General features: G+C 41.2%; 24 protein-coding genes and 1 riboswitch. Of the genes, 9 read left to right on the top strand and 15 right to left on the bottom strand.

Going from position 1 to position 26,590, the window contains the following annotated elements; genetic code table 11:
* Positions 1 to 56 precede the first annotated feature (56 nt).
* The 8 genes from DPV92_RS02415 (at position 57) to torA (ending at position 10,595) form a co-directional block, all read left to right on the top strand.
* On the top strand, positions 57 to 611 hold the full coding sequence (locus DPV92_RS02415; protein ID WP_404810734.1) for a UPF0149 family protein: 555 nt from the start codon (positions 57 to 59) through the stop codon (positions 609 to 611).
* A gap of 21 nt (positions 612 to 632) precedes the next feature.
* Positions 633 to 1,697, top strand: a complete 1,065-nt coding sequence (gene hemE / locus DPV92_RS02410; protein ID WP_111353499.1) for a uroporphyrinogen decarboxylase — start codon at positions 633 to 635, stop codon at positions 1,695 to 1,697.
* Positions 1,698 to 1,777: 80 nt separating this feature from the next.
* A complete protein-coding gene (locus DPV92_RS02405; RefSeq protein ID WP_111353498.1) occupies positions 1,778 to 2,368 on the top strand; it encodes a YjaG family protein in 591 nt (196 codons plus the stop codon).
* A 128-nt stretch (positions 2,369 to 2,496) separates the two neighbouring features.
* Positions 2,497 to 2,769, top strand: a complete 273-nt coding sequence (locus DPV92_RS02400; RefSeq protein WP_005708418.1) for an HU family DNA-binding protein — start codon at positions 2,497 to 2,499, stop codon at positions 2,767 to 2,769.
* Positions 2,770 to 2,943: 174 nt separating this feature from the next.
* Positions 2,944 to 4,875, top strand: a complete 1,932-nt coding sequence (locus tag DPV92_RS02395; protein ID WP_111353497.1) for an ABC transporter ATP-binding protein — start codon at positions 2,944 to 2,946, stop codon at positions 4,873 to 4,875.
* A 35-nt stretch (positions 4,876 to 4,910) separates the two neighbouring features.
* Positions 4,911 to 6,635: a LuxR C-terminal-related transcriptional regulator gene (locus DPV92_RS02390; RefSeq protein WP_111353496.1), complete on the top strand. Its 1,725-nt coding sequence runs from the start codon at positions 4,911 to 4,913 to the stop codon at positions 6,633 to 6,635.
* Between the two features lie 132 nt (positions 6,636 to 6,767).
* Positions 6,768 to 7,886, top strand: a complete 1,119-nt coding sequence (locus tag DPV92_RS02385; RefSeq protein WP_111353495.1) for a NapC/NirT family cytochrome c — start codon at positions 6,768 to 6,770, stop codon at positions 7,884 to 7,886.
* A 7-nt stretch (positions 7,887 to 7,893) separates the two neighbouring features.
* A riboswitch (molybdenum cofactor riboswitch) is annotated at positions 7,894 to 8,103 on the top strand.
* A gap of 17 nt (positions 8,104 to 8,120) precedes the next feature.
* Positions 8,121 to 10,595: a trimethylamine-N-oxide reductase TorA gene (torA, locus tag DPV92_RS02380; RefSeq protein WP_111353494.1), complete on the top strand. Its 2,475-nt coding sequence runs from the start codon at positions 8,121 to 8,123 to the stop codon at positions 10,593 to 10,595.
* Between the two features lie 42 nt (positions 10,596 to 10,637).
* Here the strand turns inward: torA and DPV92_RS02375 are convergent, their stop codons facing one another.
* Both DPV92_RS02375 and modC read right to left on the bottom strand, forming a co-directional pair.
* Positions 10,638 to 10,946 carry an RnfH family protein gene (locus DPV92_RS02375; RefSeq protein WP_111353493.1) on the bottom strand — a complete coding sequence of 103 codons (309 nt, stop codon included), beginning with the start codon at positions 10,944 to 10,946 and terminating at the stop codon, positions 10,638 to 10,640.
* Between the two features lie 62 nt (positions 10,947 to 11,008).
* On the bottom strand, positions 11,009 to 12,064 hold the full coding sequence (gene modC, locus DPV92_RS02370) for a molybdenum ABC transporter ATP-binding protein ModC (RefSeq protein WP_111353492.1): 1,056 nt from the start codon (positions 12,062 to 12,064) through the stop codon (positions 11,009 to 11,011).
* A gap of 74 nt (positions 12,065 to 12,138) precedes the next feature.
* On the opposite strand from modC, the gene tcdA reads away from it, so the two are divergent.
* Positions 12,139 to 12,900 carry a tRNA cyclic N6-threonylcarbamoyladenosine(37) synthase TcdA gene (gene tcdA / locus DPV92_RS02365; RefSeq protein WP_111353491.1) on the top strand — a complete coding sequence of 254 codons (762 nt, stop codon included), beginning with the start codon at positions 12,139 to 12,141 and terminating at the stop codon, positions 12,898 to 12,900.
* Between the two features lie 74 nt (positions 12,901 to 12,974).
* On the opposite strand, the gene DPV92_RS02360 is transcribed toward tcdA, so the two are convergent.
* The 13 genes from DPV92_RS02360 to fruK all read right to left on the bottom strand — a co-directional run bounded on the left by DPV92_RS02360 (position 12,975) and on the right by fruK (position 26,583).
* Entirely contained in the window at positions 12,975 to 13,463 is a 489-nt protein-coding gene (locus DPV92_RS02360; RefSeq protein ID WP_111353490.1) for a dihydrofolate reductase, read from the bottom strand.
* 58 nt (positions 13,464 to 13,521) lie between these two features.
* Positions 13,522 to 15,357, bottom strand: a complete 1,836-nt coding sequence (locus DPV92_RS02355) for an ATP-binding protein (protein WP_111353489.1) — start codon at positions 15,355 to 15,357, stop codon at positions 13,522 to 13,524.
* Positions 15,358 to 15,363: 6 nt separating this feature from the next.
* Complete coding sequence (locus tag DPV92_RS02350) at positions 15,364 to 16,233, bottom strand: EamA family transporter (RefSeq protein WP_111353488.1); 870 nt, start codon at positions 16,231 to 16,233, stop codon at positions 15,364 to 15,366.
* Between the two features lie 238 nt (positions 16,234 to 16,471).
* Positions 16,472 to 17,692: a heme biosynthesis protein HemY gene (locus DPV92_RS02345; protein ID WP_111353487.1), complete on the bottom strand. Its 1,221-nt coding sequence runs from the start codon at positions 17,690 to 17,692 to the stop codon at positions 16,472 to 16,474.
* Between the two features lie 9 nt (positions 17,693 to 17,701).
* The gene (locus DPV92_RS02340) at positions 17,702 to 18,985 is read right to left on the bottom strand and encodes a uroporphyrinogen-III C-methyltransferase (protein WP_111353486.1); all 1,284 of its coding nucleotides are present in this window, start codon (positions 18,983 to 18,985) and stop codon (positions 17,702 to 17,704) included.
* 29 nt (positions 18,986 to 19,014) lie between these two features.
* A complete protein-coding gene (locus DPV92_RS02335; RefSeq protein ID WP_111353485.1) occupies positions 19,015 to 19,770 on the bottom strand; it encodes a uroporphyrinogen-III synthase in 756 nt (251 codons plus the stop codon).
* Positions 19,771 to 19,773: 3 nt separating this feature from the next.
* Positions 19,774 to 20,700 (bottom strand): hydroxymethylbilane synthase, encoded by a 927-nt coding sequence (gene hemC, locus DPV92_RS02330; protein WP_111353484.1) that lies wholly within the window; start codon positions 20,698 to 20,700, stop codon positions 19,774 to 19,776.
* Positions 20,701 to 20,769: 69 nt separating this feature from the next.
* Positions 20,770 to 21,477, bottom strand: a complete 708-nt coding sequence (gene gloB, locus DPV92_RS02325) for a hydroxyacylglutathione hydrolase (RefSeq protein WP_111353483.1) — start codon at positions 21,475 to 21,477, stop codon at positions 20,770 to 20,772.
* A 271-nt stretch (positions 21,478 to 21,748) separates the two neighbouring features.
* On the bottom strand, positions 21,749 to 22,666 hold the full coding sequence (nagK, locus tag DPV92_RS02320) for an N-acetylglucosamine kinase (RefSeq protein WP_111353482.1): 918 nt from the start codon (positions 22,664 to 22,666) through the stop codon (positions 21,749 to 21,751).
* Positions 22,667 to 22,668: 2 nt separating this feature from the next.
* Entirely contained in the window at positions 22,669 to 23,397 is a 729-nt protein-coding gene (locus DPV92_RS02315) for a phosphatase PAP2 family protein (RefSeq protein ID WP_111353481.1), read from the bottom strand.
* A gap of 56 nt (positions 23,398 to 23,453) precedes the next feature.
* Complete coding sequence (gene yhbY, locus DPV92_RS02310) at positions 23,454 to 23,762, bottom strand: ribosome assembly RNA-binding protein YhbY (protein ID WP_111353480.1); 309 nt, start codon at positions 23,760 to 23,762, stop codon at positions 23,454 to 23,456.
* 211 nt (positions 23,763 to 23,973) lie between these two features.
* Complete coding sequence (locus DPV92_RS02305; protein WP_111353479.1) at positions 23,974 to 25,629, bottom strand: fructose-specific PTS transporter subunit EIIC; 1,656 nt, start codon at positions 25,627 to 25,629, stop codon at positions 23,974 to 23,976.
* A gap of 12 nt (positions 25,630 to 25,641) precedes the next feature.
* Positions 25,642 to 26,583 (bottom strand): 1-phosphofructokinase, encoded by a 942-nt coding sequence (gene fruK / locus DPV92_RS02300; protein ID WP_111353478.1) that lies wholly within the window; start codon positions 26,581 to 26,583, stop codon positions 25,642 to 25,644.
* Positions 26,584 to 26,590: the final 7 nt, after the last annotated feature.

Raw genomic sequence — 26,590 nt, 5'->3', positions numbered from 1 at the left:
CCTTATTCTCCGTTTTTTTGCTATTATGCGAGTCTTATTGATGACCCTCTGATTTTATTGATATGACAACACCGGCAGAATTTAAAGGGCTCGTTACGCAACTACAACTTGAGCTCACTCCAGCCGAATTTCATGGCTTTTTAAGTGGCTTAATTGTTGGCGGTGTACAAGATGAGTCTTGGAAAACCTTAACTTACCAATTCACCAATGATGGGCACGCTTTTTCTCAAGCTCCTCTTAAAACATTGGAAAATTTTTATCAAGAATTGACTGCTAGTTATACGGAAGCTAACACGCTTTTCAGCCTTTGGTTACCTCAAGATGAAAACGATGGCTTCGCTCTTGCTGATAGTATCGCGGAATGGACAAGCCACTTTATTTTGGGATTGGGTTTAGCTCAACCCAAATTAAGTGAAGAAAAAGATGAAATCGGCGAAGCAATTGACGATTTAGAAGAGATTTCACGTCTTGGCTACCACGACGATGATAAAAACGAAGAACTTATCGAAGCAGGCGAAGAGGTTGTCGAATATCTGCGTGTGCTTGCACTTTTTTTACACAGCAATTTCGCTTTAAATGCGATGCCTACAAATAAAACTCAACTGCACTAATTTTGAAGAATAAGGATAATTATGACTCAGCTTAAAAATGATCGTTATTTAAAAGCCCTGTTACGCGAACCTGTGGATATGACGCCCGTTTGGATGATGCGTCAAGCAGGTCGTTATTTGCCAGAATATAAAGCAACTCGTGCTCAAGCAGGCGATTTTATGTCGCTTTGTCGCAATGCGGATTTAGCCTGTGAAGTGACTTTACAACCTTTACGCCGTTATGCGTTAGATGCTGCCATTTTATTCTCAGATATTTTGACTGTTCCTGATGCAATGGGATTAGGATTAAGTTTCGGTGCTGGCGAAGGTCCTAAATTTGCTCGTCCAATTGAGAACAAAAGCCAAGTAGAGAGCTTGCCAATCCCTGATCCTGAAGGCGAATTGCAATATGTCATGAATGCTGTTCGCACCATTCGCCGTGAATTAAAAGGCGAAGTGCCGTTAATAGGCTTCTCAGGCAGCCCGTGGACATTAGCAACCTATATGGTTGAAGGTGGTTCAAGCAAGGCTTTTACCAAAATCAAAAAAATGATGTATGCCGATCCGCAAATTTTACATGCCTTATTAGATAAACTTGCTGACAGTGTGACCCTTTATTTGAATGCACAGATCAAAGCGGGTGCTCAAGCGGTCATGGTGTTCGACACTTGGGGCGGAGTATTGGCTCACGAAGAGTACAAAACCTTCTCATTGCAATATATGCAAAAAATCGTGGAAGGTTTAATTCGCGAAAATGAAGGCAGAAGAGTGCCAGTTACCCTATTCACCAAGGGGGGCGGATTATGGCTTGAAGCAATTGCAGAGACAGGTTGCGATGCGGTTGGTTTAGACTGGACCGTTGATATTCGTGAGGCGAAAAAACGCGTAGGGCACAAAGTGGCACTGCAAGGCAATATGGACCCAAGCGTATTATACGCACCAGCTGCACGCATTGAGCAAGAAGTAAAAAACATTCTTGCAGGTTTTGGCAAAGGTTCCGGACACGTATTCAACCTCGGGCACGGCATCCATCAAGATGTCCCAGCGGAAAGCCCGAAAGTGTTTGTGGATGCAATTCACGAGTTTTCGAAGCAGTACCATAAGTAATTATTGGTGACAAGCGGCGGAATTTTGCAAAACTTTTGCGAATTTCGACCGCTTCATCATTAACTATCACGAGGAATAATATGCGAAATCCTATCCACAAACGTATAGAACGCTTTGAACCTTGGCAACACCTTACCTTTATGGCATGTTTGTGTGAAAGAATGTACCCTAACTTTCAAATGTTCTGCCACGTTGCTGAGCAAGAAGAGAATGCGAAGCTCTATCAGAACATCTTAAATCTTGTTTGGGAACATCTCACCGTTAAAGGAGCGAAAATTAACTTTGATAATCAGCTAGAAAAATTGGAAAACATCATTCCAGATGTGAACGAATATGAATTTTTCGGCGTGCTTCCAGCTCAAGAAGCGTGCGAAGCCCTTTCTGAGTTGCTACATAGTATCATTGCAGGTTCAACACTTGAACAAGCGATTCGCATTAGTCAAATCTCGCTTGGCACCGTTGCAAGCTATTTAGAAATGCAAAATGAACGAGAATTAAGCGAAGTTGAGCTAAAAAACTCAGAAGAAATTCAAGAAGAATTAGATGTGCAATGGCAAATTTACCGCCTACTCAACGAATGCGAAGAGCGTGATGTTCCCTTGATTTTAGACCTTAAAAATGAGATCAGAAGTACGGGAATAAGTAATGTTGGTATAATTTTTAACCAGTAGAATTATTTTTTGATAAAAAATAATATTTGCCTATTTGAGAAATTCGAACTTTGAATTAAGCTACACTAAGTTATATCAACCTTTTCGGCGATTTTCGCCATAACTAAACAATCTTTGAGGATTAAACTATGAACAAAAGTGAATTAATTGATGCTATCGCAGCAAAAGCAAACTTAAGCAAAAAAGATGCTAAAGCAGCTTTAGAAGCAACGTTAGAAGCAGTATCTGAAAGCTTAAAAGCAGGTGATGCTGTTCAATTAATCGGCTTCGGTACTTTCAAAGTAAACGAGCGTGCAGCACGTACTGGTCGTAACCCACGTACTGGCGAAGAGATCAAAATCGCAGCAGCTAAAATCCCAGCATTCGTTGCTGGTAAAGCATTAAAAGATTTAGTTAAATAATTGTAGAAGTTATCTCTCTAATTAATAAAAAAGTCGCTATTTTAAATAATAGCGACTTTTGTATTTTTATGCTCAAAACAGTATTGATTTCTGATTCATTTTAACTTATTTACCTCACTTCACTTATACAAATCTGCTAAAATACGGGCAATTTTACTTTCTTATACAAATTTTATGGCATTACTAAACCTATCAAACGCCTATTTAGGCTTCGGGGATTTCCCACTTTTAGATCATACCGAATTACATATTGAACCTAACGAACGAGTCTGTTTAGTGGGGCGCAATGGAGCGGGAAAATCAACGTTAATGAAAGTACTTGCAGGCGAAGTGCAATTAGACGATGGCAAGTTGATTTTTGAAAAAGACATCATTGTGACACGTCTTGAGCAAGATCCGCCACGCCATATTCAAGAAACCGTGTTTGAATATGTTGCTGAAGGTATCGCCCATTTAAGCGACTTATTGAAGCAATATCACCACATTTCGCAACAAATGTTGACCGATTACAGCGATGAGCTGTTGGCAAAATTGTCACAAGTGCAAGCTCAACTTGAACACAACAACGGCTGGCAGTTTGAAAACCGTATTCAAGATACGCTGAAATTGCTAGAGCTTGATCCAGATAAAAAACTCTGCGAACTTTCAGGTGGTTGGGTTCGCCGTGCTGCCCTTGCCCGTGCCTTGGTTGCTGATCCCGATATTCTGTTATTAGACGAACCAACCAACCACTTAGATGTGGAAGCCATCACTTGGCTTGAAGATCTATTGCTCAATTTCAAAGGCTCTATTATCTTCATCTCGCACGACCGTTCATTTATTCGCAAAATGGCAACTCGCATTGTCGATTTAGATCGCGGCAAGCTCGTTTCTTACCCAAGCAACTATGATCTCTATTTAGAGACCAAAGCGGAAGATTTACGTGTCGAAGCCTTACAAAATGAGCTTTTCGATAAAAAATTGGCTCAAGAAGAAGTTTGGATTCGCCAAGGCATTAAAGCCCGCCGCACGCGTAATGAAGGGCGAGTCTGTGCTTTAAAAAAATTGCGTGAAGAGCGTCGCAACCGCCGCGAAGTGCAGGGTAAAGCCAAAATTCAGCTAGATAGCACCGCCCGTTCAGGTAAGATCGTGTTTGAAATTGAGAATGCAAACTACGAAGTGGAAGGTAAAACTCTACTTAAAAATTTCTCTGCGACCATTCAACGTGGCGATAAAATCGCCTTAGTTGGTCCAAATGGTTGCGGTAAAACTACCTTCATCAAACTGTTATTAGGCGAATTGCAACCCACTTCGGGTACAATTCGTTGCGGAACCAAGTTAGATATAGCTTATTTCGACCAATACCGTGCAGAGTTAGATTTAGAAAAAACGGTGATGGATAACGTTGCCGACGGCAAGCAAGACATTGAAGTCAACGGGGTAAAACGCCACGTGCTTGGCTATTTGCAAGATTTCTTATTCCCGCCAAAACGTGCAATGACGCCCGTTAAAGCCTTATCAGGTGGCGAACGTAACCGTCTTTTATTAGCAAAATTATTGCTCAAGCCCAATAACTTACTGATTCTGGACGAACCGACCAATGATTTGGATGTGGAAACTTTAGAGCTGTTAGAAGAGCTACTTGCCGATTATCAGGGTACCTTGTTAATCGTCAGCCACGACCGTCAATTTATTGATAACACCGTGGAAGAGTGCTATTTCTTTGAAGGTAATGGCGTGTTGAATCAATACATCGGTGGTTATTTTGATGCAAAACAGCAGCAACAAAACTACCATGCAAATCAAGCAGAACAATTGCAAAATCAGAAGAAAAATGAACCGCTTGTAAGCGAGTCTACAAAACAAGAAAAACCAAAAACAGAAGCGAAAAAAGTGAAGCTGTCTTACAAAGAACAACGTGAACTGGAAGCATTGCCTACACAAATGGAAGCCCTTGAAGCGGAAATTGAAGCTCTACAAACAGAGATAAGTTCAGCCGATTTCTTCAGCAAAGAGGTAGATTACACCCAAGAAAAATTACAAGCACTGGCGAATAAAGAAGCCGAACTTGAACAGGCTTTTGAACGCTGGGAAGAGCTTGAGAGTATTAAGAATGCGAATAGATAGTAATACAACTATTTCAATGATATTTGAAGGGTAAAATGCACGAACGTATGCAATGGTCTTGTTTGGTGAATAAACAGGCGGAAATTTTGGAATGGGAAGATAAATCGGGTGCGACTTTTATCGCTAGTATGCCTGCCATTACAGAATATGCTCAAGCCTTTTTGTACTCTAGTTATAACAGTTTAGATTTCTATTTTAATCATCAAAATCAGTGGTTTTTGATTAGCTTTTTACGGAATCAATCTGATTTTGCGTTGGTGCAAGCGGTCAAAAATGAATTACCTTTTGCATTAAGTAAGCGTGAAATTGAGTTACTGACTTTAATTTGTGCGGGCTTGTCAAATGCGGAAATAGGAGAGCAATTGAGTATTAGCGAACGCACGGTCGCTAAACATGTTGAAAATATTTTTACTAAAACAGAAACCGAAAATCGCACGGCGTTGGCGGTTTTTGGTTTAACCCAATCACTTTGCTGTTTACCCACACCTGGGCATTTATCGCACTCTATTCTCGCAACCCATCAAATTGAAGTGCGTGCCAATCAAAAAGCGAAGTTTGAGCAAGAGACTTATTTTTCCATTCAAAGCCAAACCAAACGTCCGATCATTCTTGGAGTACCTTATGTCGAACAAGGCATTGGGCAAATTGATACTAAAGAACTGCTGAATGGTTCAGAGCTAGCAGTTGAGATGATTAACCGTCAAGGAGGGGTTAACGGGCGGATAATTCAACTAGAAAAAGTGGGCTTTTCAGTGGAAGATAAGGCAAGTATTTTGCACGCCTATAATGAGTTATTTGATCGTGAAGTGGATTCGATCTCAACCAGTTACGCCTGCTATTCGCCAGAAATTCATGAATTAGTTGCCCAAAGTGGCATTCCTTATTTGCATATTGCCACCCACAGCAATTCAGATAAAAAAGCCCATAATCTGCCGATTAGCCAGTTTGATAATATCTTCCAAGTATGTGCGAGTGATACTAATTATGGATCGGGTGTCAGCCGTTTTCTGCAAACTTACCAGCATTATTACCCTAATTTGTTGCAAAATCGCATCATTTTAGTGATTCGGGTGAAATGGCAGCCGATTGATATTGGGATTGATAAGCTCATTTTTGACCTCAAAAAAGAGCATTGGCGAGTCGAAGTGTTGGATCTTGATAAAAAAGAACAAGATTTTGAAACTGCCATGAAAGCAATCCATCAAATTTTCCCCTCAATGGTGGTGTTAGCTTCTTATTTTGCAGAAGATATGGTGAATTTTCATCACGCCTTTACTCAACAACCAACGAATGCGGTGCTTTATAGCATTTATGCCCCTTCTGCTTTTTTACCTGAAAATCAGCCTTGCGAAGGCGTGATTTGGTCTACTACAAGTGGATTAAGCCAAAATTATTTAGGGCAACAATTTTGCCAACATTATGAGCAATTTTTCGGTTATCAACCAAGCTATTCTCAAGCCAGCATTGCTTTTGACCAAGTGAATATTTTGGCAAATGTGTGGAAACATAGCTTTTCAACGCGAGCATTTAAAGCCATTTCTGGAGGAATTCGGGCGATGCCACATTATGGCGTGAATGGTACTTATTATTTTGGCACTGGTACGCAAACGGGATTGACTTACCCTGATAACACCAAAGATCTCTCAATTAGCCTCCCGCATCTGGTCTATCAAATTCAGCAAGGGTACAGCAAAATTATTTCTCCCGAGATGTTCGCCAATACCTTTTTTAAATTACCACCTTGGTTTATGGTGAAATAACGTTACCTCTTTTGAGTTAAATCAAATTTCCTTTCGATATACCTCTTAATACGTATTTTTACTTATTGAGCTTCTTTTTTATAGGCATAAAATTCCCATAAAACTTTTATCTTTTATTTTTGTGGGGAATTTATGCCTAAATTAAAACTTTCGCTTGCAAGCGGTCTGATTTGTATTGTGGTTGGTGCGGCTGCATTATTTAGCGTGCAGTCGATTATGAAAGCAACCAGCAGCCCTGAATTTTGTGTCAGTTGCCATTCAATGAGCCATCCACAAGCGGAATGGGAAAGCACGGTGCATTTTTCAAACCGTAAAGGGATTCGAGCTGAATGTGCCGATTGTCACGTTCCGCATGAAGGAATTGACTATGTGAAAGCGAAATTTGTGGCACTCAAAGATGTTTGGCACACCTTTGTTACTAACAAATTGCCCGATCAAGAAGCCTATGAGCAACACCGCTTAGAAATGGCACAACGAGTTTGGCAAGAGATGAAAGAGAGTGATTCTGCGACTTGCCGTTCTTGCCATAGTTTCGAGGCGATGGTGGTTTCTGAGCAGAAAGAGGCAGCACAAAAAATGCACAAGCTAGCGCAAGAAACCAACCAAACTTGTATCGATTGCCATAAAGGTATCGCTCACTTTATACCAGAAATGCCAGTGGATAATGCGGCTGCACTAGGAGAACTCACTAAACACGCAGGGCAATTTAGCGAAAATGATAAAATCCTTTATAACCTTGTGATGGCATCTGCAAAAACCGCGGGAGGAGCAGAAATTCGTTTGCTACCTTATGCTGAATTACACGATTGGAAAGCCGAGGGTGACAACGTTAAAGCGAGCTTAAAAGGCTGGCAACAAGCGGGGGCAGAGAGCGTACTTTATGCGGCACTTGGACAACGCATCATGGTAGGATTAGTCAGTGATGAAGCCAAAGACAAACTTACCGTTCATCAAACCGTTAACGATAAAGTGACTAATTCTGATTGGAAAGAAGTCAGTGTGGAAGTTTCTATGCCGAAAACTGCCGTCACTTCAGATTTAAAATCTCTCAATGCCTTTGGCGATAATCTAAACCAAACCCATTGTAGCGGCTGTCACGCAGCCATCGGTGCAAGCCATTACACCGCAAACCAATGGATTGGGGTAGTAAATTCTATGAAGGATAGAACTTCAATGACTGCCGATGATGTGCGTGCTGTAACCATTTACTTGCAACGCAATGCCAAAGATATGAGTGGAAACACACACTAATTTTTATCAACAAATCCGATACCGAGCTGTTGTAGCTAAGTTTTGTAAGCGTGCGTGAATTTTTCAAATTCACACACTCTACAAAATATGCCATTCCAGCCTGTTACAAGCGGTGGTTTTTCGTAAAACGTTTGCAAAATCTCACCGCTTGCAACACAGGATAGCAAAGAAATGCACTATCCCCTCGTGCTTAGAAAGGTGTCATATTTAACTTACTTTCAGAGGATAATCCGTATGAAAAAACAAGAAAATATCAACGCAAGCCGTCGTGGTTTTATTAAAACCACCTCACTTGGTCTTGCTGGGACATCTTTAGCTGGCGGTAGCGTCAGTGCGTTACTTTCAACCGAAGCTAAAGCAGCTGAAATGCAAACTGTGATGACTGCAGCGCATTGGGGGCCATTAGGCGTGGTGGTGCAAGATGGCAAGGTGGTGAAATCAGGCCCTGCGATTGAACCAAGCGTAGTCAACGAATTGCAATCGGTAGTGGCAGATCAAGTGCACGGAGAAACTCGTGTGAAATACCCGATGGTGCGTAAAGGCTACTTAGAAGGCAACAAAGACAGCAGCTTACGCGGTCGCGATGAGTGGGTGCGAGTTTCTTGGGATAAAGCCTTTGAACTGGTAGCAAACGAGATGAAACGCGTTCGTGAAGCTCACGGTCCAAGCGCAATTTTCGGTGGTTCTTACGGCTGGTATAGCTCAGGTGCATTGCACGCTTCTCGTACCTTATTACAACGCTACCTTAACTTAACAGGTGGTTTTGTGGGCGTGAAAGGTGACTATTCCACAGGGGCGGCACAAGTAATTATGCCGCACGTGTTAGGCACTATCGAAGTGTATGAGCAACAAACTAGCTGGGAGATGATTCTTGAAAGTAGCGATATTATCGTACTTTGGTCTGCGAACCCGCTAAATACTTTGCGTATTGCGTGGACTTCCACTGACCAACAAGGTATCGAATACTTCAAAAAATTCAAAGAGAGCGGCAAACGTATTATCTGTATCGATCCTGTGAAAAGTGAAAGCTGCGAATTCTTAGGGGCAGAATGGGTGCCTGTAAACACTGGTACAGACGTAGCGTTAATGCTAGGTATCGCTCACACTTTAGTAACCGAAAATAAACACGACAAAGAGTTCCTCAAAAAATACACAACTGGCTTTGAAAAATTTGAAAGCTACTTACTCGGCACAGAAGACAAACAGCCGAAAGATGCGGCGTGGGCAAGTAAAATTTGTGGCGTACCAGTTGAAACCATTAAACAATTAGCGGCAGATTTCTCAAGCAAACGCACCATGCTTATGGGCGGATGGGGAATGCAACGCCAGCGCCATGGTGAGCAAAGCCACTGGATGTTAGTGACCCTTGCTTCAATGTTAGGTCAAATAGGCTTACCTGGTGGCGGTTTTGGTTTAAGTTATCATTACTCAAATGGTGGTGCACCAACCGCAACGGGTGGCATCTTAGGTTCAATTACCGCAAATCCATCCACAGAAGCAGGGGCGAAAACGTGGTTAGATGAAACCTCAAAATATTCATTCCCTGTAGCTCGTATTTCTGAGGCATTGTTAAATCCAGGCAAAACCATTGATTACAACGGCACGCAAGTGACCTATCCAGACATTAAGGTGATCTATTGGTCTGGCGGTAATCCATTTACCCACCACCAAGATACCAACACTTTAGTGAAAGCGTGGCAAAAACCAGATATGGTGGTGGTCAATGAATGCCATTGGACGCCAACCGCACGTATGGCAGACATTGTATTGCCTGCTACAACTAGCTATGAACGCAACGACTTAACCATGTCTGGCGACTATTCAATGATGAATATTTACCCGATGAAACAAGCGGTTGAGCCACAATTTGAAGCGAAAAATGACTACGATATTTTCGCTGAGCTTGCAAAACGTGCGGGCAAAGAAGCGGAATTTACTGAAGGCAAAACCGAAATGGATTGGTTAAAAGGCTTCTACCAAACGGCCTTTGATGCAGCACGTAAAAACCGCGTATTAATGCCGAAATTCGAACAATTCTGGCAAGAAAACAAACCGATTACTTTCAAAGCCAGTGAAAAAGCGAAAAAATGGGTACGTTATGAAGAGTTCCGTAACGATCCGTTACTCAACCCATTAGGCACGCCATCAGGCAAAATTGAGATCTACTCTGATGTAGTAGCAAAAATGAACTACGATGATTGTAAAGGTCATCCAACTTGGATGGAACATGAAGAGTTCTCTGGCAAAACCACGGCAGAAGAGCCGTTAGCGTTAGTCACACCGCACTCAAAATATCGCTTACATAGCCAATTAGCTTATAGTTCATTGCGTAAACTTTATGCAGTAAATGATCGTGAACCAGTGTTAATTCACACCGAAGATGCTACAGCTCGCAACATTGCCAGCGGTGATATTGTGCGTGTATTTAACAAACGTGGACAAGTATTGGCAGGAGCAGTGGTGACTGATGGTATCATCAAAGGCACAGTTGCGATTCACGAAGGAGCTTGGTACGACCCACAAGATTTAGGTCAATCAGAGCATCCGCTTTGTAAAAATGGCAACCCGAATGTGCTTACCCGCGATGAAGGAACTTCCAAACTTGCGCAAGGTAACTCACCAAATACCGCAACGGTGCAAGTTGAGAAATTCACTGGAGAAGTACCTACTGTGACGGTGTTTACGGAGCCGAAATATACACAAGAATAATCACTAATTAAAGAAGAAAAGGGCACTAATAGTGCCCTTATCTCAAACATTTTCATTTTTCTTTATTTTAGCTTGCTCTTCTGCTTTTTTACGGCGAATCTCTTTCGGATCGGCAATTAGCGGGCGATAAATTTCAATTCTATCGCCGTTTTCTACTATATCCGTTAATTTTGCGGCACGGCTGAAAATGCCGACTTTATTTTGGCGTAAATCAATCTCGGTATATTTTTCTAAAACGCCAGACTGCACAATCGCATTTTGGATCGTAATCGGATTTTCGAGCGTGAGTTTTTTCAAAAAATAACGCTCGGGGTAGGCATAAACTACTTCAACAACAATTTTTTCTGACATATCAACCTCGTAAATAAGCGGTCATATTTTACGTGAACTTTGCTAAATGATAAAGGCAGCACCTACAACGAAACACTCTTAATTTGCAGATAAACAGCCTGCTCAATGCTTAATTGCAAATCATTAAATGCCCAAAGGCTGATGCTTGCCCAGATTTTTTGCCCTTCAACATCCACCTCCACATTCACTTGCTGCGATTGCTGTTGAATCTGGCAAATTTTACCTTGTAAAATGTTGCGAATTGAGGTGTTTTGCGGTTGTGCTAAGGTAATCGATACATCCTTGCTGTTGATGGTAATTCGCACATTGTCGTTCAATTGATAACGCGGTAATTCGCTTACCCATACAGATTGTGTCCCGAGTGATAATTCCAACATTTGGTAATCAGTTTGGTGCGATTTAATCGGTAACTCCAATAAACTCAGTGGATGCTGTTCAGGTAGCCATTGCTGGAAAGCCGTATGTTGCCAAATATGTTTAACCTGATTGAACGCCATAATTTGCCCTTCTTCAATCAAAATCACTTGATCGGCAAGGCGGATAATCTCATCAAGGCTGTGAGTTACGTATAAAATCGGGATTTCAAGCTGATTGGAAAGCTGGTCAAGATAATTCAACAATTCCTGCTTTCTGGGTAAATCGAGGGCAGAAAGCGGTTCATCCATCAACAAAATATCTGGATTACTTAATAAGGCTCGCCCAATAGTTACACGCTGTTTTTCGCCGCCCGATAAACTGAGCGGAAAACGTTCCAGTAGGTTCTGAATACCGAGCAATTCCACAATTTGCAAAAAATAGCTTGAATTAAACCGCTTGCAACCATACTTGAGGTTCTTTTCCACGGTATAATGCGGGAAAAGCCGGTGCTCTTGGAACACGTAACCGATGTGGCGTTTTTCTGGCGGAAGATTGATTTTTTGTTCGCTATCAAACAGCACGTTATCGTTAAGTATAATCGTGCCCGATTGTGGTGTGACTAAGCCTGCGACGAGATTGATCAAGCTTGATTTTCCCGCTCCCGAACGCCCGAAAATAGCGGTAACGCCTCTGGTGGGAATCTTGATATTGAGGTTAAGCGATAACGTGCCGAGCGTTTTTTTTACATTGATTTTTAACATATAAGCAACCTTCGTGATGATTGAATGCATTATATAATGATTTCTATCACGAATGTCGGAGAAAAAGGATAAAAATGAGTAGAGTGGATAATTATGAACAGCGTTTTGGTGGAATTGGACGTCTTTATACGCCAGAAGGTTTGTCAAAATTGCGCCAAGCTCACGTTTGTGTGATTGGCATTGGGGGCGTGGGTTCTTGGGCAGTTGAGGCATTGGCTCGCACAGGGATTGGCAAAATCACGATGATCGATATGGACGATATTTGCGTAACCAACATTAACCGCCAAATTCACGCGATGACGGGCACGGTTGCCCAGCTTAAAACGGAATCGATGAAAGAGCGTGTGGAGAGAATTAACCCAGAGTGTGTGGTCGAAATTATTGATGATTTTATTTCGCCTGAGAATATTCCTGAATACCTCAATCGAGGCTATGATTATGTGATTGATGCGATTGATAGCGTAAAAACGAAAGCGGCATTAATTGCCTATTGCAAGCGAAATAAAATCAAGTTGATTACCACAGGTGGTGCAGGTGGACAGACTGACCCAAGACAAATTCAAATTGCCGATTTAAGCAGAACTATCCAAGATCCGTTGGCATCCAAAGTGCGATCGTTGCTGAGAAAAGAGTACAATTTCAGCCAGAATCCGAAGCGTAAATTTGGCGTAGATTGCGTATTTTCCACTCAACCGCTAATTTTCCCGAAAATGGGAGAGGGCTGTGAAATTTCCGCCACCATGAATTGTGCCAATGGATTTGGTGCGGTAACGATGGTAACGGCTACCTTTGGCTTTTTTGCAGTAAGTCGAGTGGTGGATAAGTTATTGAAATAATTTGATTTTTTAACTAAAAGAGTTGGGGAAGATTATAACAAATCATCAACAACTCTTTTGTTTACTATGTCCCTTTATTTTCTTTTCCACACCATAAACCGACATTGATATGGATTTTGCTCATCAATGTCTGAATATTGTTGTGATTGTAATGCCCAATTCTCTTCATCAAATTCAAAGAATGTATCACCTTTAATATTGGCTTGAATTTCGGTTAGATAGAGCGTATCCGCTAGCGGTAACGCTTGTTTGAATAATTCACCACCACCAATAATCATAATTTCATCTACATTGGCAAATGTTTTGGCTAATTCCACCGCTTGTTCAAGATTAGCAGCAGAATAGGCCCCTTCAATTTCAAAGCCTGAACGAGAAAGAATTATATTCGAGCGTTTAGGCAGTAATCTTCCGATAGATTCGTAAGTTTTTCGCCCCATAATAACGGGCTTATCCACTGTGTTTTGGCGAAACCAAGCTAAATCAACAGGCAGATGCCATGGCATTGCGTTATCTTTACCAATAACGTGGTTTAAGGTTCGTGCAACAATAATACTGGTTTTCATATTCCCTCTAATATACAACCCAAAGGGGCTGAATTATGCGTAACCTAGAGCGAAAGCCCTAGGAAATAAAATTTCTCAAGCTCGCTAGATCCACTTTCCATTCATTTTGCATCTGCAAGATCCAACTAGAAATCTGACCTTCCCAATGTTTCCCATCATCAGCCTGTGCCAACTGAGCAATCTCTTGTAAGCGATTTAACCCCACAGAGGCAAATGCTCCTTTGATTTTATGGGCTTGATCTGCCACTTTTTTACGATTTTCTGGTGAATTATCTTGTTGCCAGCGGGTAAAATTCTTGCCGAGTTCTCGTAAATAATCAGGCATCAATTGCTCGAATAGTGCAAGATTGACTAAAACACCTTGCTTACCCATTACACGTAACAGCTCCTGCACCATTTGAGGGCTGTAAGGTAAATAAGGATCGTCTGCAAGCGATGGATTTTCAGTAGAAATTGGCAAAATCATATCGCCAAAATATTCGTTTAAGCAAGTGGAAAGCGCCTCTAACGAAAGGGGCTTGCGAAGCACATCATCCATTCCTTGTTGCTGGTAATCACCTTTGGACAGCATAATATTGGCAGTTAAAGCGATCATCAGTGGTAAGTAATCGATCTCTTCGGCTTTATAGCGGCGAAGTAATTCTTGAGCAATTGCCGTGCCAGTTGTGTCAGGCAGTTGAATATCCAACAGAAGCAAATCATAGCTATTGTGTTCAAATTTTTGGAAGGCTTCCGCACCTGTCATCGCGACATCCACTTTGCATCCAAATTTTTCAAGCATTGTTTTCGCGACAATTACATTCACTTCCACATCTTCAACTAGCAAGACTTCTAAGCCTAAATTGGCAATTTGAATTTGCTGATCATTTACCACTTCTTCTGCTTTGATCGTAAGTGTGAATGTTGAACCTTTGCCTAATTCACTTTGAACAGTAAGATCGCCTTGCATTAACTGAGCGATCTGTTTTGAAACTGCCAAGCCAATGCCGCTACCTTGCGCTTTATGTCCGTTAGAATTTTCCGATTGATAGAACATCTGGAAGATTTTTTCTTGCTCACTTGTTGCAATACCAAAGCCTGTATCTTGCACGCTAAATTGCAAATATTTGGGGGAGGTGCTTTCAATGTTTAATCGAATTGAGCCACCTTCAGGGGTAAATTTCACTGCATTGCTGAGCAAATTCCAAAGAATCTGGCTGAGACGAGCGTTGTCGGTCAGAATAAATTCGGGCAAATTTTTTTCATAATTCATCTCAAATTTAATTGCTTTTTTACCTGCCATTAGCTGAGCAAAATGGTTGATGTCATGGATGATTCGTATCATTTCGACAGGTCTGTTAAACAACTTAATACGCTTGCTGTCGATTTTTTCAAGGTCAATAATGTCGCTAAAAATATTACTCAGCGACATTGCACTCATATTAATCGTTTTCAGATATTCCCGTTGTTGCTCAGCGTTCAATCCGCCATCCAGCAAAATGCGACTAAGCCCAATGATGCCGTTTAGCGGTGTGCGAAGCTCGTGGCTAATGGTTGCCATTAACTGCGTTTTATCTTGGCTATTCTTCTCAAGGCGTTTATTCAGCACAAAATCTTGCTCACGTAAACGCCCTAATTCAAACACATTTTGTTCTAATTTAATCCGTGATTTTTCTAATTTTTCCACGATAACGTTGAAAAAATAGATCACAAAAGGAGCTGAGATCAGCCCAAAGAGCACCGAACGAAGAATATCAATGGCGAGTACTTCACCCAGAAATAGATAATCAAGAAAAAATTGTAGCAAAATAGCCGAAACAGCAAGAACGACAAAACCCAAAATTGCTGAACGGATTTTGCCAAGCTTGATAACCCAGTTTACGTAGTTTTCACTACATTTTTTGAAGATCCTCATTCTTTATTAACCAAACAATTTCTCTGCGTACATACACAAAATCGAAATCACGCCTAAGCCAATACCAACTGCATTTAGTTTGCTAATTTTCTCTTTAAAGATAAACGCCCCAGTGAGTGCGCCTAAGCAGATTACCCCAAGATCCATCCCCGCAAATACGATGGTTGGGTTGTCGCTCATATGTTGATGCGCTTTGATGTAGAAAAGGATGTTAAAGAAATTCAACACGCCTAACAAAATGCCGCCTAAAAAACTTGGTACGTTCCATTGCGTGCGTTTAAACATGAGGTAGATAAACATAATCGTGCCTGCGAGTACAAACGAGATAAAGAGCGTGGTAGGGAATGCACCGCCCATTTTCGAGATCTGTTTGAATAAAATACCGATTGTGCCGTAGCCAAGCCAAACCAATCCTAAGAAAAGCACAGCTTTGCCTGCATTTCCTATCTCTTTAGTTGGTTTAGAAAGTAAGTAGAATAAAGCAAGGAAAGCAATTACTACACCAACAATACGTAAATGACTTAGTTGTTCATTAAAGAGGAAAATAGCGGCGATAATTTGTAGGAATAATGCCAAACGCTGTGCGGCATCTGCACGGACGATCCCTGCATATTCCACTGCTTTAGACATAAACACAAACACAGATGGCAATAAAATACCCAGTGAAAGGAAAATAGGTTGCGCTTCGCTTTCAAGGAAAAATTCCGTAAAGCCTAAGCCTTTGAAATCAGGTTGAAGTAAGAAATAGCAAAGTGAAATTGCTGTCACGTAGTTAAAGGCAATTGCCTGTTCAATCATAATTTGCTTAGAGCGAGCCACTTTTAATAGCACAGAAACCGCAACACTACAAAATACGGCGAGAATAAGAAATAACATAAAATCTCCTTTTTCGTTAATTTCTATATAATTGGAATTTGGCGATTTTAATCTATTTTTGCCCAAAATAATAAAGAAAGCGGTCTGATCTCTGAAAAAAACGACCCTACTTTAATTTTTCATAATACTAATAAATAAAAATCTGCATCTCAATCAATTGCTTATCTAATTTCAATTGTTGAGATGCAGATTAAATTGTCAGGTTGAGTAACTTATTAGCGATAGCTAAATAAGTTTGCTATTCACTCTCTACCTTCTCCGCAATATTCACTTTCTTCAAGTTAATTTGACGGATTTTCTCGGCAAGTTCAGTGTCGCCTACTTGTTCAGCAACGTATAACGCCATAATACGATCGTTTGCGATACATTCTTGGTGTTCCAATAAGTCTGCAAAATAACCTTTTGCACGAGCAAAATCGCCTTCACGGGCATAAATGTAACCTAACGCTCTGCCATAATCATCGGTGTAATGCACATCAGCTTTTGCCATTCGTTTCACCAATAATTTAATCAATTTCGCCCCTTCATCAATTTGTAAGCGAGTTAATTGCTCGAATAAGTTACCAAGTTGCTCATCTTCATATTTTTTGAGTGTTTCGAAGGCAAGTTCTTGGGCTGATTCGTGATCTTCGCTATCGATTAAGCGTTTGATCAAGCCTACACGTGCATAAACAGATTTACGGCGGCGGCTAGGTTGCCCTTCCCACCAGCTGAGTAAGCCTTCCTGCCCTTTTTCGTTCATCACTTCATCGAGTAAACCATCATCTACGAAATGTTCAAGGGCTTCATATTCTTCGCAAGGTAAGAAACTGCGTTGCCCGATGCTTTCCAAGATTTTATCTAACGCTACATAGGCTTTTGAATCTTGGTAAATGCGAATTGCTAAGCGTAACACCTCTGTATTGTTTGAGGTAAGCTCTAATAAGCTATCAATGGCAGTACGTGCTGCTGGTAATTTACCTTGTTGCACGAGAATTTTCGCACGAGCTAATTCTACAGCGACATTATTTTCTCCACCAATTTTACTGGCTTCAATTAAATATTTATTCGCTTCTAAATCATCGCCACGTTGTTGTGCAGCTTCAGCTGCTTTGATTAAATTGATGATTGGCTCATTCGCATATTTTGCATTTTTGCTAAACAGTTTCTCTGCTTTGGAATAATTGCCTTCGCTCATTTGCATTAAACCTTCCAAAGTTTCTTGTTGAGCTCGTTTTTGTTTACGATAAAAAAACCAATCGTACGAACCTTTGCTTAAGTGGCAGAATCGGCGAACAAGCCATTCAGTGCCATAAAGCAATGCCATTGCAGCCGCAAAGAAAAGTACTAAGGTGACAATACTCATCTCGATAATTTTGGTATCAGTTTCAATACGCACATAACCTTGCTGCCCAGCTAAATAAGGACCAGCCACTAAAGCCGCAAGCACTAATAACATTAAAAAGAGAACACGAAACATAGCTACTCCTTATTGTGCTTGAGTATCTTGCTTAACAGGTTCTGCATCTGATTTTTCAGATGTTTCCTTTGGATCTTCGGCTTTAGTCTCTTCTTTTGCGGAAGGTTCAACAAGCTCTTTTTCTTCTTTTATTTCAATTTTATCCAGCTTTACAGGTTCTTTGCGTAAAATATCATTAAGCATGCTCGAACTCTGTAATTTTTCTGGCACATCAATATAAATTGATTGCTCACTTAACTCATCTAAGGTTTTTAAGAAGTTTTTCACATTCTCGTTTTGCGTATCAAAATAGCTACGAATCCAAGTGCCTACAGCCTCTAATGATTTATCATAAAGTGCATTTTGCTGACGAGGAATCGCTAAGATTGCTAATTGCAAACGTAAGCGAATATTTTCACGCAAATACACTTCTTGATTTGGAGCAATAAAGCCTTTGTCTTCATTTTTATTCTTATCGCTGACGCGAATGAAATGATCTAAGAATGAGTTAGCTGTTTTTTCTAAATTTTGCTGCCAATCATCAATTGAATCACTTACTTCACCCGAAGGTTGAGCCACTTCAACCATGCCATTATCTAACATTGGCAAGTCATCTAAACTGTTTGCCAACGAGGTTAAACGTTGCATCAGATCGTTTTGATCAACTTGATTAAGATTTTTCAGGTTGGTTAAATCGGCTTGAATCGCACTACGCACAAGTGATACCTGAGCAGTTAATTGTGGGTTTGTTACCTTACTCAACACCGTATCCGCTTCTTCTAACAAACTCTGAGCGGTATCAACATCAGTATCAATCTTCAGTTTACGTAATGCGCTATTTAATAAAAAATTCGCATCTGAAAGTAACCACGCACTTGAGTCTGCTTGTGGCAAATTAACCTTTTCAATTTGCAACTGCAAAGCCGAAATTTGGTTAGTATAAGCCACCTGTTCTTTTTCAAGTTGAGCAATTCGATCCTGAGCTTTTGCATAGCTGCTTGAAAGTTCCGCTAATTCTGCTTTTTCTTTTGAAAAATCAACCGCTTGTGATGTATTTTCGGCACTGGCTACTTTAGTTAAAGCCTGAAGTTGAGTATTCACCTCAGATAATTTTTCAGAGCCAAAATAATAACCTGCCCCACCCACAGCTAATGAAACCAATAAAGCTAATAAGCCTATTACTGTGCCGCCTTTTTTCACTATAATTTTTTCAGACGTCACGCCTGCAGAGGCTAAATTCTCTGCAAATTTTTCTGAAGATTCGACCGCTTGTTCTAGCGTTTCTTCTGCATTTGGCGTATTTTTCTCTGACATAATCACCTCTTCTTACGAAAACGAAACCGTTATCGCTTATTATTTACTAATACATCTAATAAAGTTTGATTATCTGCTTTTTGCGACACAATGATCTTATCACGTTCCCAGCCATATTGCTTGGCTAAAGTCGCAATTCGCTCGCCCACTACCGCAACTTGGCACTCAAACAGCCAAGATTGATCTTCACTAGCGGTCAACTCTACTAAGGTCGCTAAAATCTCACCGCTTGTAATCACAATGGTATCAATGCCCGAACGTTTCGCAAGACTGATTTTCTCAGCAAGTTGGTCGGAAATCAGCACGCGACGATAACACTCCACATTCTGTACCATTGCCCCACGTTTTACCGCTTCTTGAGCCAATAATTCTCGTCCGCTATCCGCACGCAAAATCACTAGATTTTTTCCTTTGAGTGCTTGCATTTCTGGCAGCTCTAACACGCCTTCGCTATTTTCAAAATGGATAGGAAATTTGACCGCTTGTTCTGATTTTTCAGCAAAATAACTGGCAGTTCGTATCCCAACAGAGAAATATTGCAGATCACGCCGGAATTTAAAACCTGTTTCAGCCAGCGTATTACACGCAAAATCAATCGCATTTTTCGACACCGCAAAGACATAATCGCCAGCATTCAACTGTGAAAAAAGCGAAGGTAAAATTGGCAATTCTCTCCCCGCTTCTAGCGTAAAAAGCGGTTGATGCAAAGCGAAAATCTGCTGTTGGTTGAGTAACTCTACCAACTCTTGCCCACGTGCGTCGGGGCGAGTAACTAATACATTCATAAATTATTCAGCGTAAACTTTAGCCAGAATTCTATCCGCACCTTGTGCAAGTAGCTGCTCAGCGATTTTCACACCAAGCTCTTCCGCTTGACTCACAGGGGCTTTGCCAGCAGCTCGAATAATGCTCGAACCATCTAATGCTCCAACTAAAGCATTCAAAGTAACTTCGCCATTTTTAATGGTCGCAAAACCACCGATTGGCACTTGGCAACCACCTTGCAAGCGAGTGTTCATTGCACGTTCGGCCTTCACACAACAAGCGGTCGTTTCGTGGTTTAATTTTGCAAGGTAGTTCAATATGCGTTCATCATTGATGCGGGTCTCAATTCCCACCGCACCTTGCCCCGCTGCTGGCAACGATTGATCAACAGAGATAAAACTTTTAATACGTTCAGGCATTCCCAAACGGATTAAGCCTGCCGAAGCCAAAATAATCGCATCATATTCGCCATTGTCTAACTTGCTTAAACGTGTGCCCACATTACCACGCAAGGATTTCACGGTGAGATGCGGATATTTCGCCATCAATTGACATTGACGACGCAAGCTTGAAGTACCTACAACTGCACCTTCAGGCAATTCATCTAAATTTGCATAGCGGTTAGAAACAAAAGCATCGCGCGGATCTTCACGCTCACAAATCACCGCTAAGCCTAAGCCTTCAGGAAAACTCATCGGCACATCTTTCATTGAATGCACGGCGATGTCTGCTCTATTTTCTAACAAGGCAAGTTCTAGCTCTTTCACAAACAAGCCTTTACCACCAATTTTTGCCAATGGCGTATCTAAAATAATGTCGCCCTTAGTCACCATCGTGACCAATTCGACACTTAATTCTGGGAAATGTTTTTCTAATTCTGCTTTAACAAAATTTGCCTGCCAAAGTGCCAACGGGCTTTGGCGGGTTGCAATACGTAGGGTGTCTTTCATATATTTTCGTTTTTGATTGTTTTTACTGATTGTTTATTCTGTTATCCTAGCATTTTTTAGGAAAAATACCTAAAAATTATCTTTCTGCTTCCGCAACTCAATAAACTCTTCCAACGTTTCTGCTCTTAAAAATGGGTTAATTACCAGTTCTTTTTCAAGCGTTGTTGGCAAAGTTGGACGATGTTGTTTACGTTTCATTAACGCTAATTCTTGATATTCAAAGAAAGCACAGTTCGGCTTCATCACCGTTTCAGCAAATTTTAAATTACTTGCTGTATATTCGTGAGCAGGGAAAATTTCAACAAAACTTGGTAAGGCTTTAAAGCGTTGTAGTGCATCAAATTCGGCTTGATAATCGCCTGTGAAAACTCGCCCGCAACCTGCTGAGAATAATGCATCGCCACAGAAGAGATATTCTTTGCCAAACAGATAGCTGATGTGCTGTTCGGTATGCCCTGCACTTTCAATCACACGAATATCATAGCCAAACAATGTCAAATGCGTTTCGGGCTCCACAATCTCAGTTGTCCATTCTTGGCATTCAGCAGGTCCATACACAGGGATGTTTGGATAATGTTGTTTGATTCCATTTACGCCGCCCACGTGATCGTGATGATGATGTGTGAGTAAAATTGCGGTTAAATTTAGCGAATGTTTTGCAAGATAATCTAATGCAGGTTTAGCTTCGGAAGGATCAACAATAATAGCTTGGTTCTCTTGGACTATAACCCAGATATAGTTATCCGCCAGAACGGGGATGGGGATAATGTTTAGCATATTTTTCCTTTATATTTTACTCTCTTCGTTTTATCTTCTGCCAAATCTCCCCTCTTCCTCTTTGCTAAAGAGGGGAAATTCTTTAATGAATTGATAGTTGTTGGCTTATTTATATTCTCAATTTTTGCAATGTTGATGTTGGACGTGAAAATCTAATTTTGCTATAACAATACCCCTCTTTAGTAAAGAGGGGAAGGGGAGATTTGGCAGTAGCAATTAACGAAGAAATTAATCAACCAACCTCAACTTGTTATTACCCTAGATCATATAGTTATTTTAAGAACAACGCCGCCGCACCGCGTGTACCACCTGAATCGCCGTGGATCGCTTTTTTAATCACAGGAACTTTTGCCGTACGCATTAAGTGTGGTGGTAACGCTTTTGGTAGTGCTTCGTAAATGTAATCAAAGTTTGATAAACCACCGCCAAAGACAATCATATCAGGGTCTAAAATAGTAATTAAATTTCCGATTGAGATTGCCATCAATTCGATGAATTTCTCAACAAATGTCACTACTTTCGGCTCTTTTTCGTAGAAACGTTCGATAATTTCTTTGGCTTTTACTGTTTCTTTTTCAAGTGATTGAAACAGCATTTCAAAGCCACGACCTGAAAGATAGGTATCTAAACAAGCACGGTTGCCGCAACCACAATCGTAGATTGGTGCGTTATCCCAACCAAGTAGTTTTAAAGCGTGGTAATTTAATTGCATATGACCCACTTCGCCTGCCATACCGATATGACCAGAGTGAATTTTGCCATCAAATACTAAGCCACCGCCAAAGCCTGTGCCGATAATTAAACCAAGCACAGTTGAATATTGCTTGTTGTTTTCATCCCACGCTTCAGAAAGAGCAAAACAGTTTGCATCGTTTTCGCCGCGTACTTCACGTCCTAAGCGTTCGCTTAAATCTTTTAAGATGGTTTTACCATCTGCTACGCGAATATTAGTAATTTCACCCACGCCAGTTTCACGGTTTACAAAGCCTGGGAGTCCTAAGCCAACAAAGCCTTTTTCACCAAATTTTTCATCTGCATTACGCACTAATGTTTCAACGGTGTAAAGCCAATCTTCATAGTTTGTTTGCGGGGTTGGCACGCGTTCGCTATACAGTTTTTCCAATTTTTCATTGAAAGCCGCAAGCTCAATTTTTGTGCCGCCGATGTCTAAGCCGTAATAAACTGCCATAATTAACCTCGTTTTTTAAATAATGAAAATCTTTCAGCAAAAGGGATAATCCAAATAAAGAGGATGCAATGGAATATCCACGCAATCAGGGTGCTAATAAAGAGATCGATTGGGTAATGCATGCCCAAACGCAAACGGCTGATTAACATTAATGCTGCCCAAACTAATGCAAAACCTTGGGCAAAAACGACCGCTTGCGAACGTATTCCGATTAATAAGCCCGCAAAAAGGAGTAGCCACGAAACCGCAAAAATCGTATGCCCTGATGGGAATGAATAGCCTGTTTCACTTTCACGATGTTTTACCACCAGCGGGAAATTGTGGTTTTGGTAATGTTGTGCGACTAATACCGCACGTTCATCACGTGAAAGTTCATAAAATTGCTCGGCTTGAGCTTCTCCACCCATCATTTGCACAACATAAGGGCGAGGCTCAGCAAAAGTATGTTTTGCTACGATTTTAATTGCTTGCGTGCCAATCACAGAAGTAGCACACACAGCTCCAACTAAAAGCCAAGAGTAACGTTTTGTCGCTAATTTCATTAGCCATAACATAAACACAACGCAGGTAATCAAAGCATAAGGAGCTGAACCACTTTCGGTTAAGAAATACATAAAGGTATCGAAGCCTGAAATTAAATGAGCATCATTAACCCAGTGCCAACCTGTTGCCCAGACAAAGAGCGGAATACAAAGCATTAACGCAGTATAAAAAGAGAGTTTATTGATCATAAATAATGTTTAAAAAGAGAAAATGGGCATATCCCCCTGCGGGCTGCCCATTTTAATTAAATTGATTTTGTTGCTTTTGGCAGTGTGATTTTTTTATCATCACTTTGACGATAAAGCACTAAAATATGACCGATCGTTTGCACGTTTACTGCGTTAGTTTCACGTAAAATCGCATCAATAATGAGCTGTTTTACCTCACGATCTGCACCTGCGATTTTTACCTTGATTAACTCGTGGTGGTTTAATGCATTATCAATTTCAGCTAACACGCCTTCAGTTAAACCGTTGCCACCCAGCATAACCACAGGACTTAAATGGTGTGCCAAGCCTTTTAAAAATTGTCTTTGTTTTGTTGTTAAGTTCATTTTGTTCTATTCCGAAAAAGGGTAAAAAATCGGTGTAGAAAATAGCACAAAAGCGAAGTTTTTTAAAGTTAAAGATAAAAAATAGCCTCTTAACTTACGCTAAGAGGCTAACTTTATCCGTAGAGTGGGCTTTCTAGCCCACCTCAAACATTATCAGATTTTAATGGTGGCTGAAAGCCCCCCCTACTGTTCTATTTGCAAAAGTTCAGAATTATTCTGCCGCTTTTTGTTTAATGACAGAGTAAATTACACCTGTTACCACTGAACCTAATGCGATTGCACCTAAGTACATCAACGGTTGTGAGACGAATGGAATGACGAATAAACCACCGTGCGGTGCTTGAAGTGTAATACCTAAGCCCATTGAGATTGCGCCAGCCGTTGCACCACCTAATATAGATGAGATGATCACTCGCATAGGATCTGCCGCCACGAATGGTAATGCCCCTTCAGAAATAAAGCATAAACCTAATACAAATGAAGCTTTACCTGCATCGCGTTGGTTTGCGGTGAATTTAGAGCGAGCAAGGAAAGTCGCGATTGCCATACCAATTGGTGGCACCATACCTGCTGCCATTACTGCTGCCATTGGCACATATTGTTGAGAAGCGATCAAGCCCACACCGAAGGTATAAGCCGCTTTGTTTACTGGTCCGCCCATATCAACACACATCATCGCACCAAGAATAAGGCCTAAGATCACCGCATTGGTTTGACCCATTGTATTTAACCAATCCACTAATGCGTCCATCAACGCTTTTACTGGTGGGTTGATGACATAGATCATCAATAAGCCAACGATGGCGGCACCGAATAATGGCAGAATTAAGATTGGTTTAAGCGAGGTAAAACTTGGTGGTAATTTGATGATGCTGTTTAGGAATTGCACCACGTAACCAGCAAGGAAACCTGCTACGATACCACCTAAGATACCCGCTCCAGCAGTTGTTGCTAACATACCTCCAATGAGACCCACAGCTAACCCTGGACGGTCAGCAATAGAGAACGCCACATAACCTGCGAATACGGCAATCATTAAGTGGAATGCTGCACCGCCACCGATGTCCATCAATGCTTTTGGTAAGCCGGCGAAGTCATCAGTTTTGAATGCTTCGATACCAAACATAAAGGAAACTGCGATCAATAAACCACCTGCAACCACAAGCGGAAGCATGTGCGACACGCCCGTCATTAAGTGTTTGTACACACCTTTTTTCTCTTCGGTTTTGGTTTCTGTTGCTGCACTGGTTGCAGCACCTTCAAACACTTTCGCTTCTTTGAACGCTTTTTCAAACTCTTGAGCGGTTTTCTTCAAGGCTAAACCAGTTGAAGTGCGATACATCGGTTTACCTTTGAATTTATCTAATGGTACATCAATATCTGCTGCAACGAATACAAGATCGGCTGCGGCCGCTTCTTCTGGAGTGATTGGGTTGCCCGCACCGACTTGTCCACGAGTTTCTACACGCACGTTCCAGCCTTGAGCTTTAGCATAATTTTCAATTGCCTCAGCTGACATAAAAGTGTGAGCCACACCCGTTGGACAAGCCGTTACCGCCACGATGTTTTTCACACCACTTGATGAAATCGATGATGAAGCGGTCGCATTTGCAAATATTTTTGCATTTTCTACCGCTTGTTTGATAGCTGCTTCTGGATTTGCAAAGGCTTTGTCTAATTCAAGTACAGCCCCTTGTTTTCCTGCGGCAGCTGCTGGAATTTGATCGTCAAATAACACGATGAAATCAGCTTGATCTGCTGCAACCACAGAATGCCCTTGCTGTTTTACTGCCGCACTCAATACTTCATTTACCAGAAAAGCACGTGCTTTGCCCAGTTGTGCAGGAAAAATAAATGAGAAATTCATACGCTATTCCTATTAAAAAGTTGATAAATTGGTTAATTTCACTTGGGCTAAAATTTGCTCTAACGCCTGTTTATTGCTAATGCCCACGTTGCTTTGTGAAACCGCAAGGGCAGATGTTGCACTTGCAAAACTTAAGGTTTTCTCTTTACTCCAACCTTGGCTGAAACCGTAAATTAAGCCTGCCACCATTGAGTCGCCTGCACCAACGGTACTTACCACATTTTCACAACGTGGTGGTTGTGCTTGTAATACGCCTTCGCTGTTAAGCCATACAGAACCTTTTTCTCCCATTGAGATGATCACGTTTTCAATGCCATGCGAACGTAATTGTTCAGCGGCTTCGATCACTTCTTCAATTGTATGTAATGAACGCCCCGCCCAAACTTCTAATTCGCGGAGGTTTGGTTTCACTAACCAAGGATGAGTGGTTAAGCCTGCGGTTAATGCTGCATTTGAGCTATCTAACACCACTTTTAAGCCTTGTTGATGGAGGCTTTCTAACCAAGCTGCAAACTGCTCAGACGTTACACCACGAGGAAGTGAACCACACACAGCCACTAAATCATATTGGCTTTCCCAAGCTTGGCTTTGGTGAGTAAAGGCTTCCCAATCTTGTTCGCTGATTTCAAAACCTAAGAAGTTAAGGTCTGTAACATCCGCTTCGGTTTCAGTAATTTTCACGTTAATACGTGTTTTACCTGCAATGCGGTAGAACTTATCTTCTACGCCATTTTGAGCAAAGGCTTGCACAAAATCGCCTTGATTTTCTTCTCCTAAAAAGCCTGTTACAGAAAGTTTTGTGCCTAAATCCGCCAACACTTTTGCCACATTGATGCCTTTACCTGCAGGGTATAAACCAAGTGTTTCTACGGTGTTTACTTCACCAATTTCAATACGTGCCAAGCGACCGACTAAGTCCAAAGCAGGGTTTAATGTTACCGTTGCAATACGCATTTTTTAC

The sequence above is a fragment of the Pseudohaemophilus paraphrohaemolyticus genome (assembly GCF_003253115.1).
Lineage (GTDB): Bacteria > Pseudomonadota > Gammaproteobacteria > Enterobacterales > Pasteurellaceae > Haemophilus_A > Haemophilus_A paraphrohaemolyticus_A.
The sequence above is the reverse complement of the archived record's forward strand: the minus strand, read 5'-3'. Positions and strand labels throughout refer to the sequence as shown.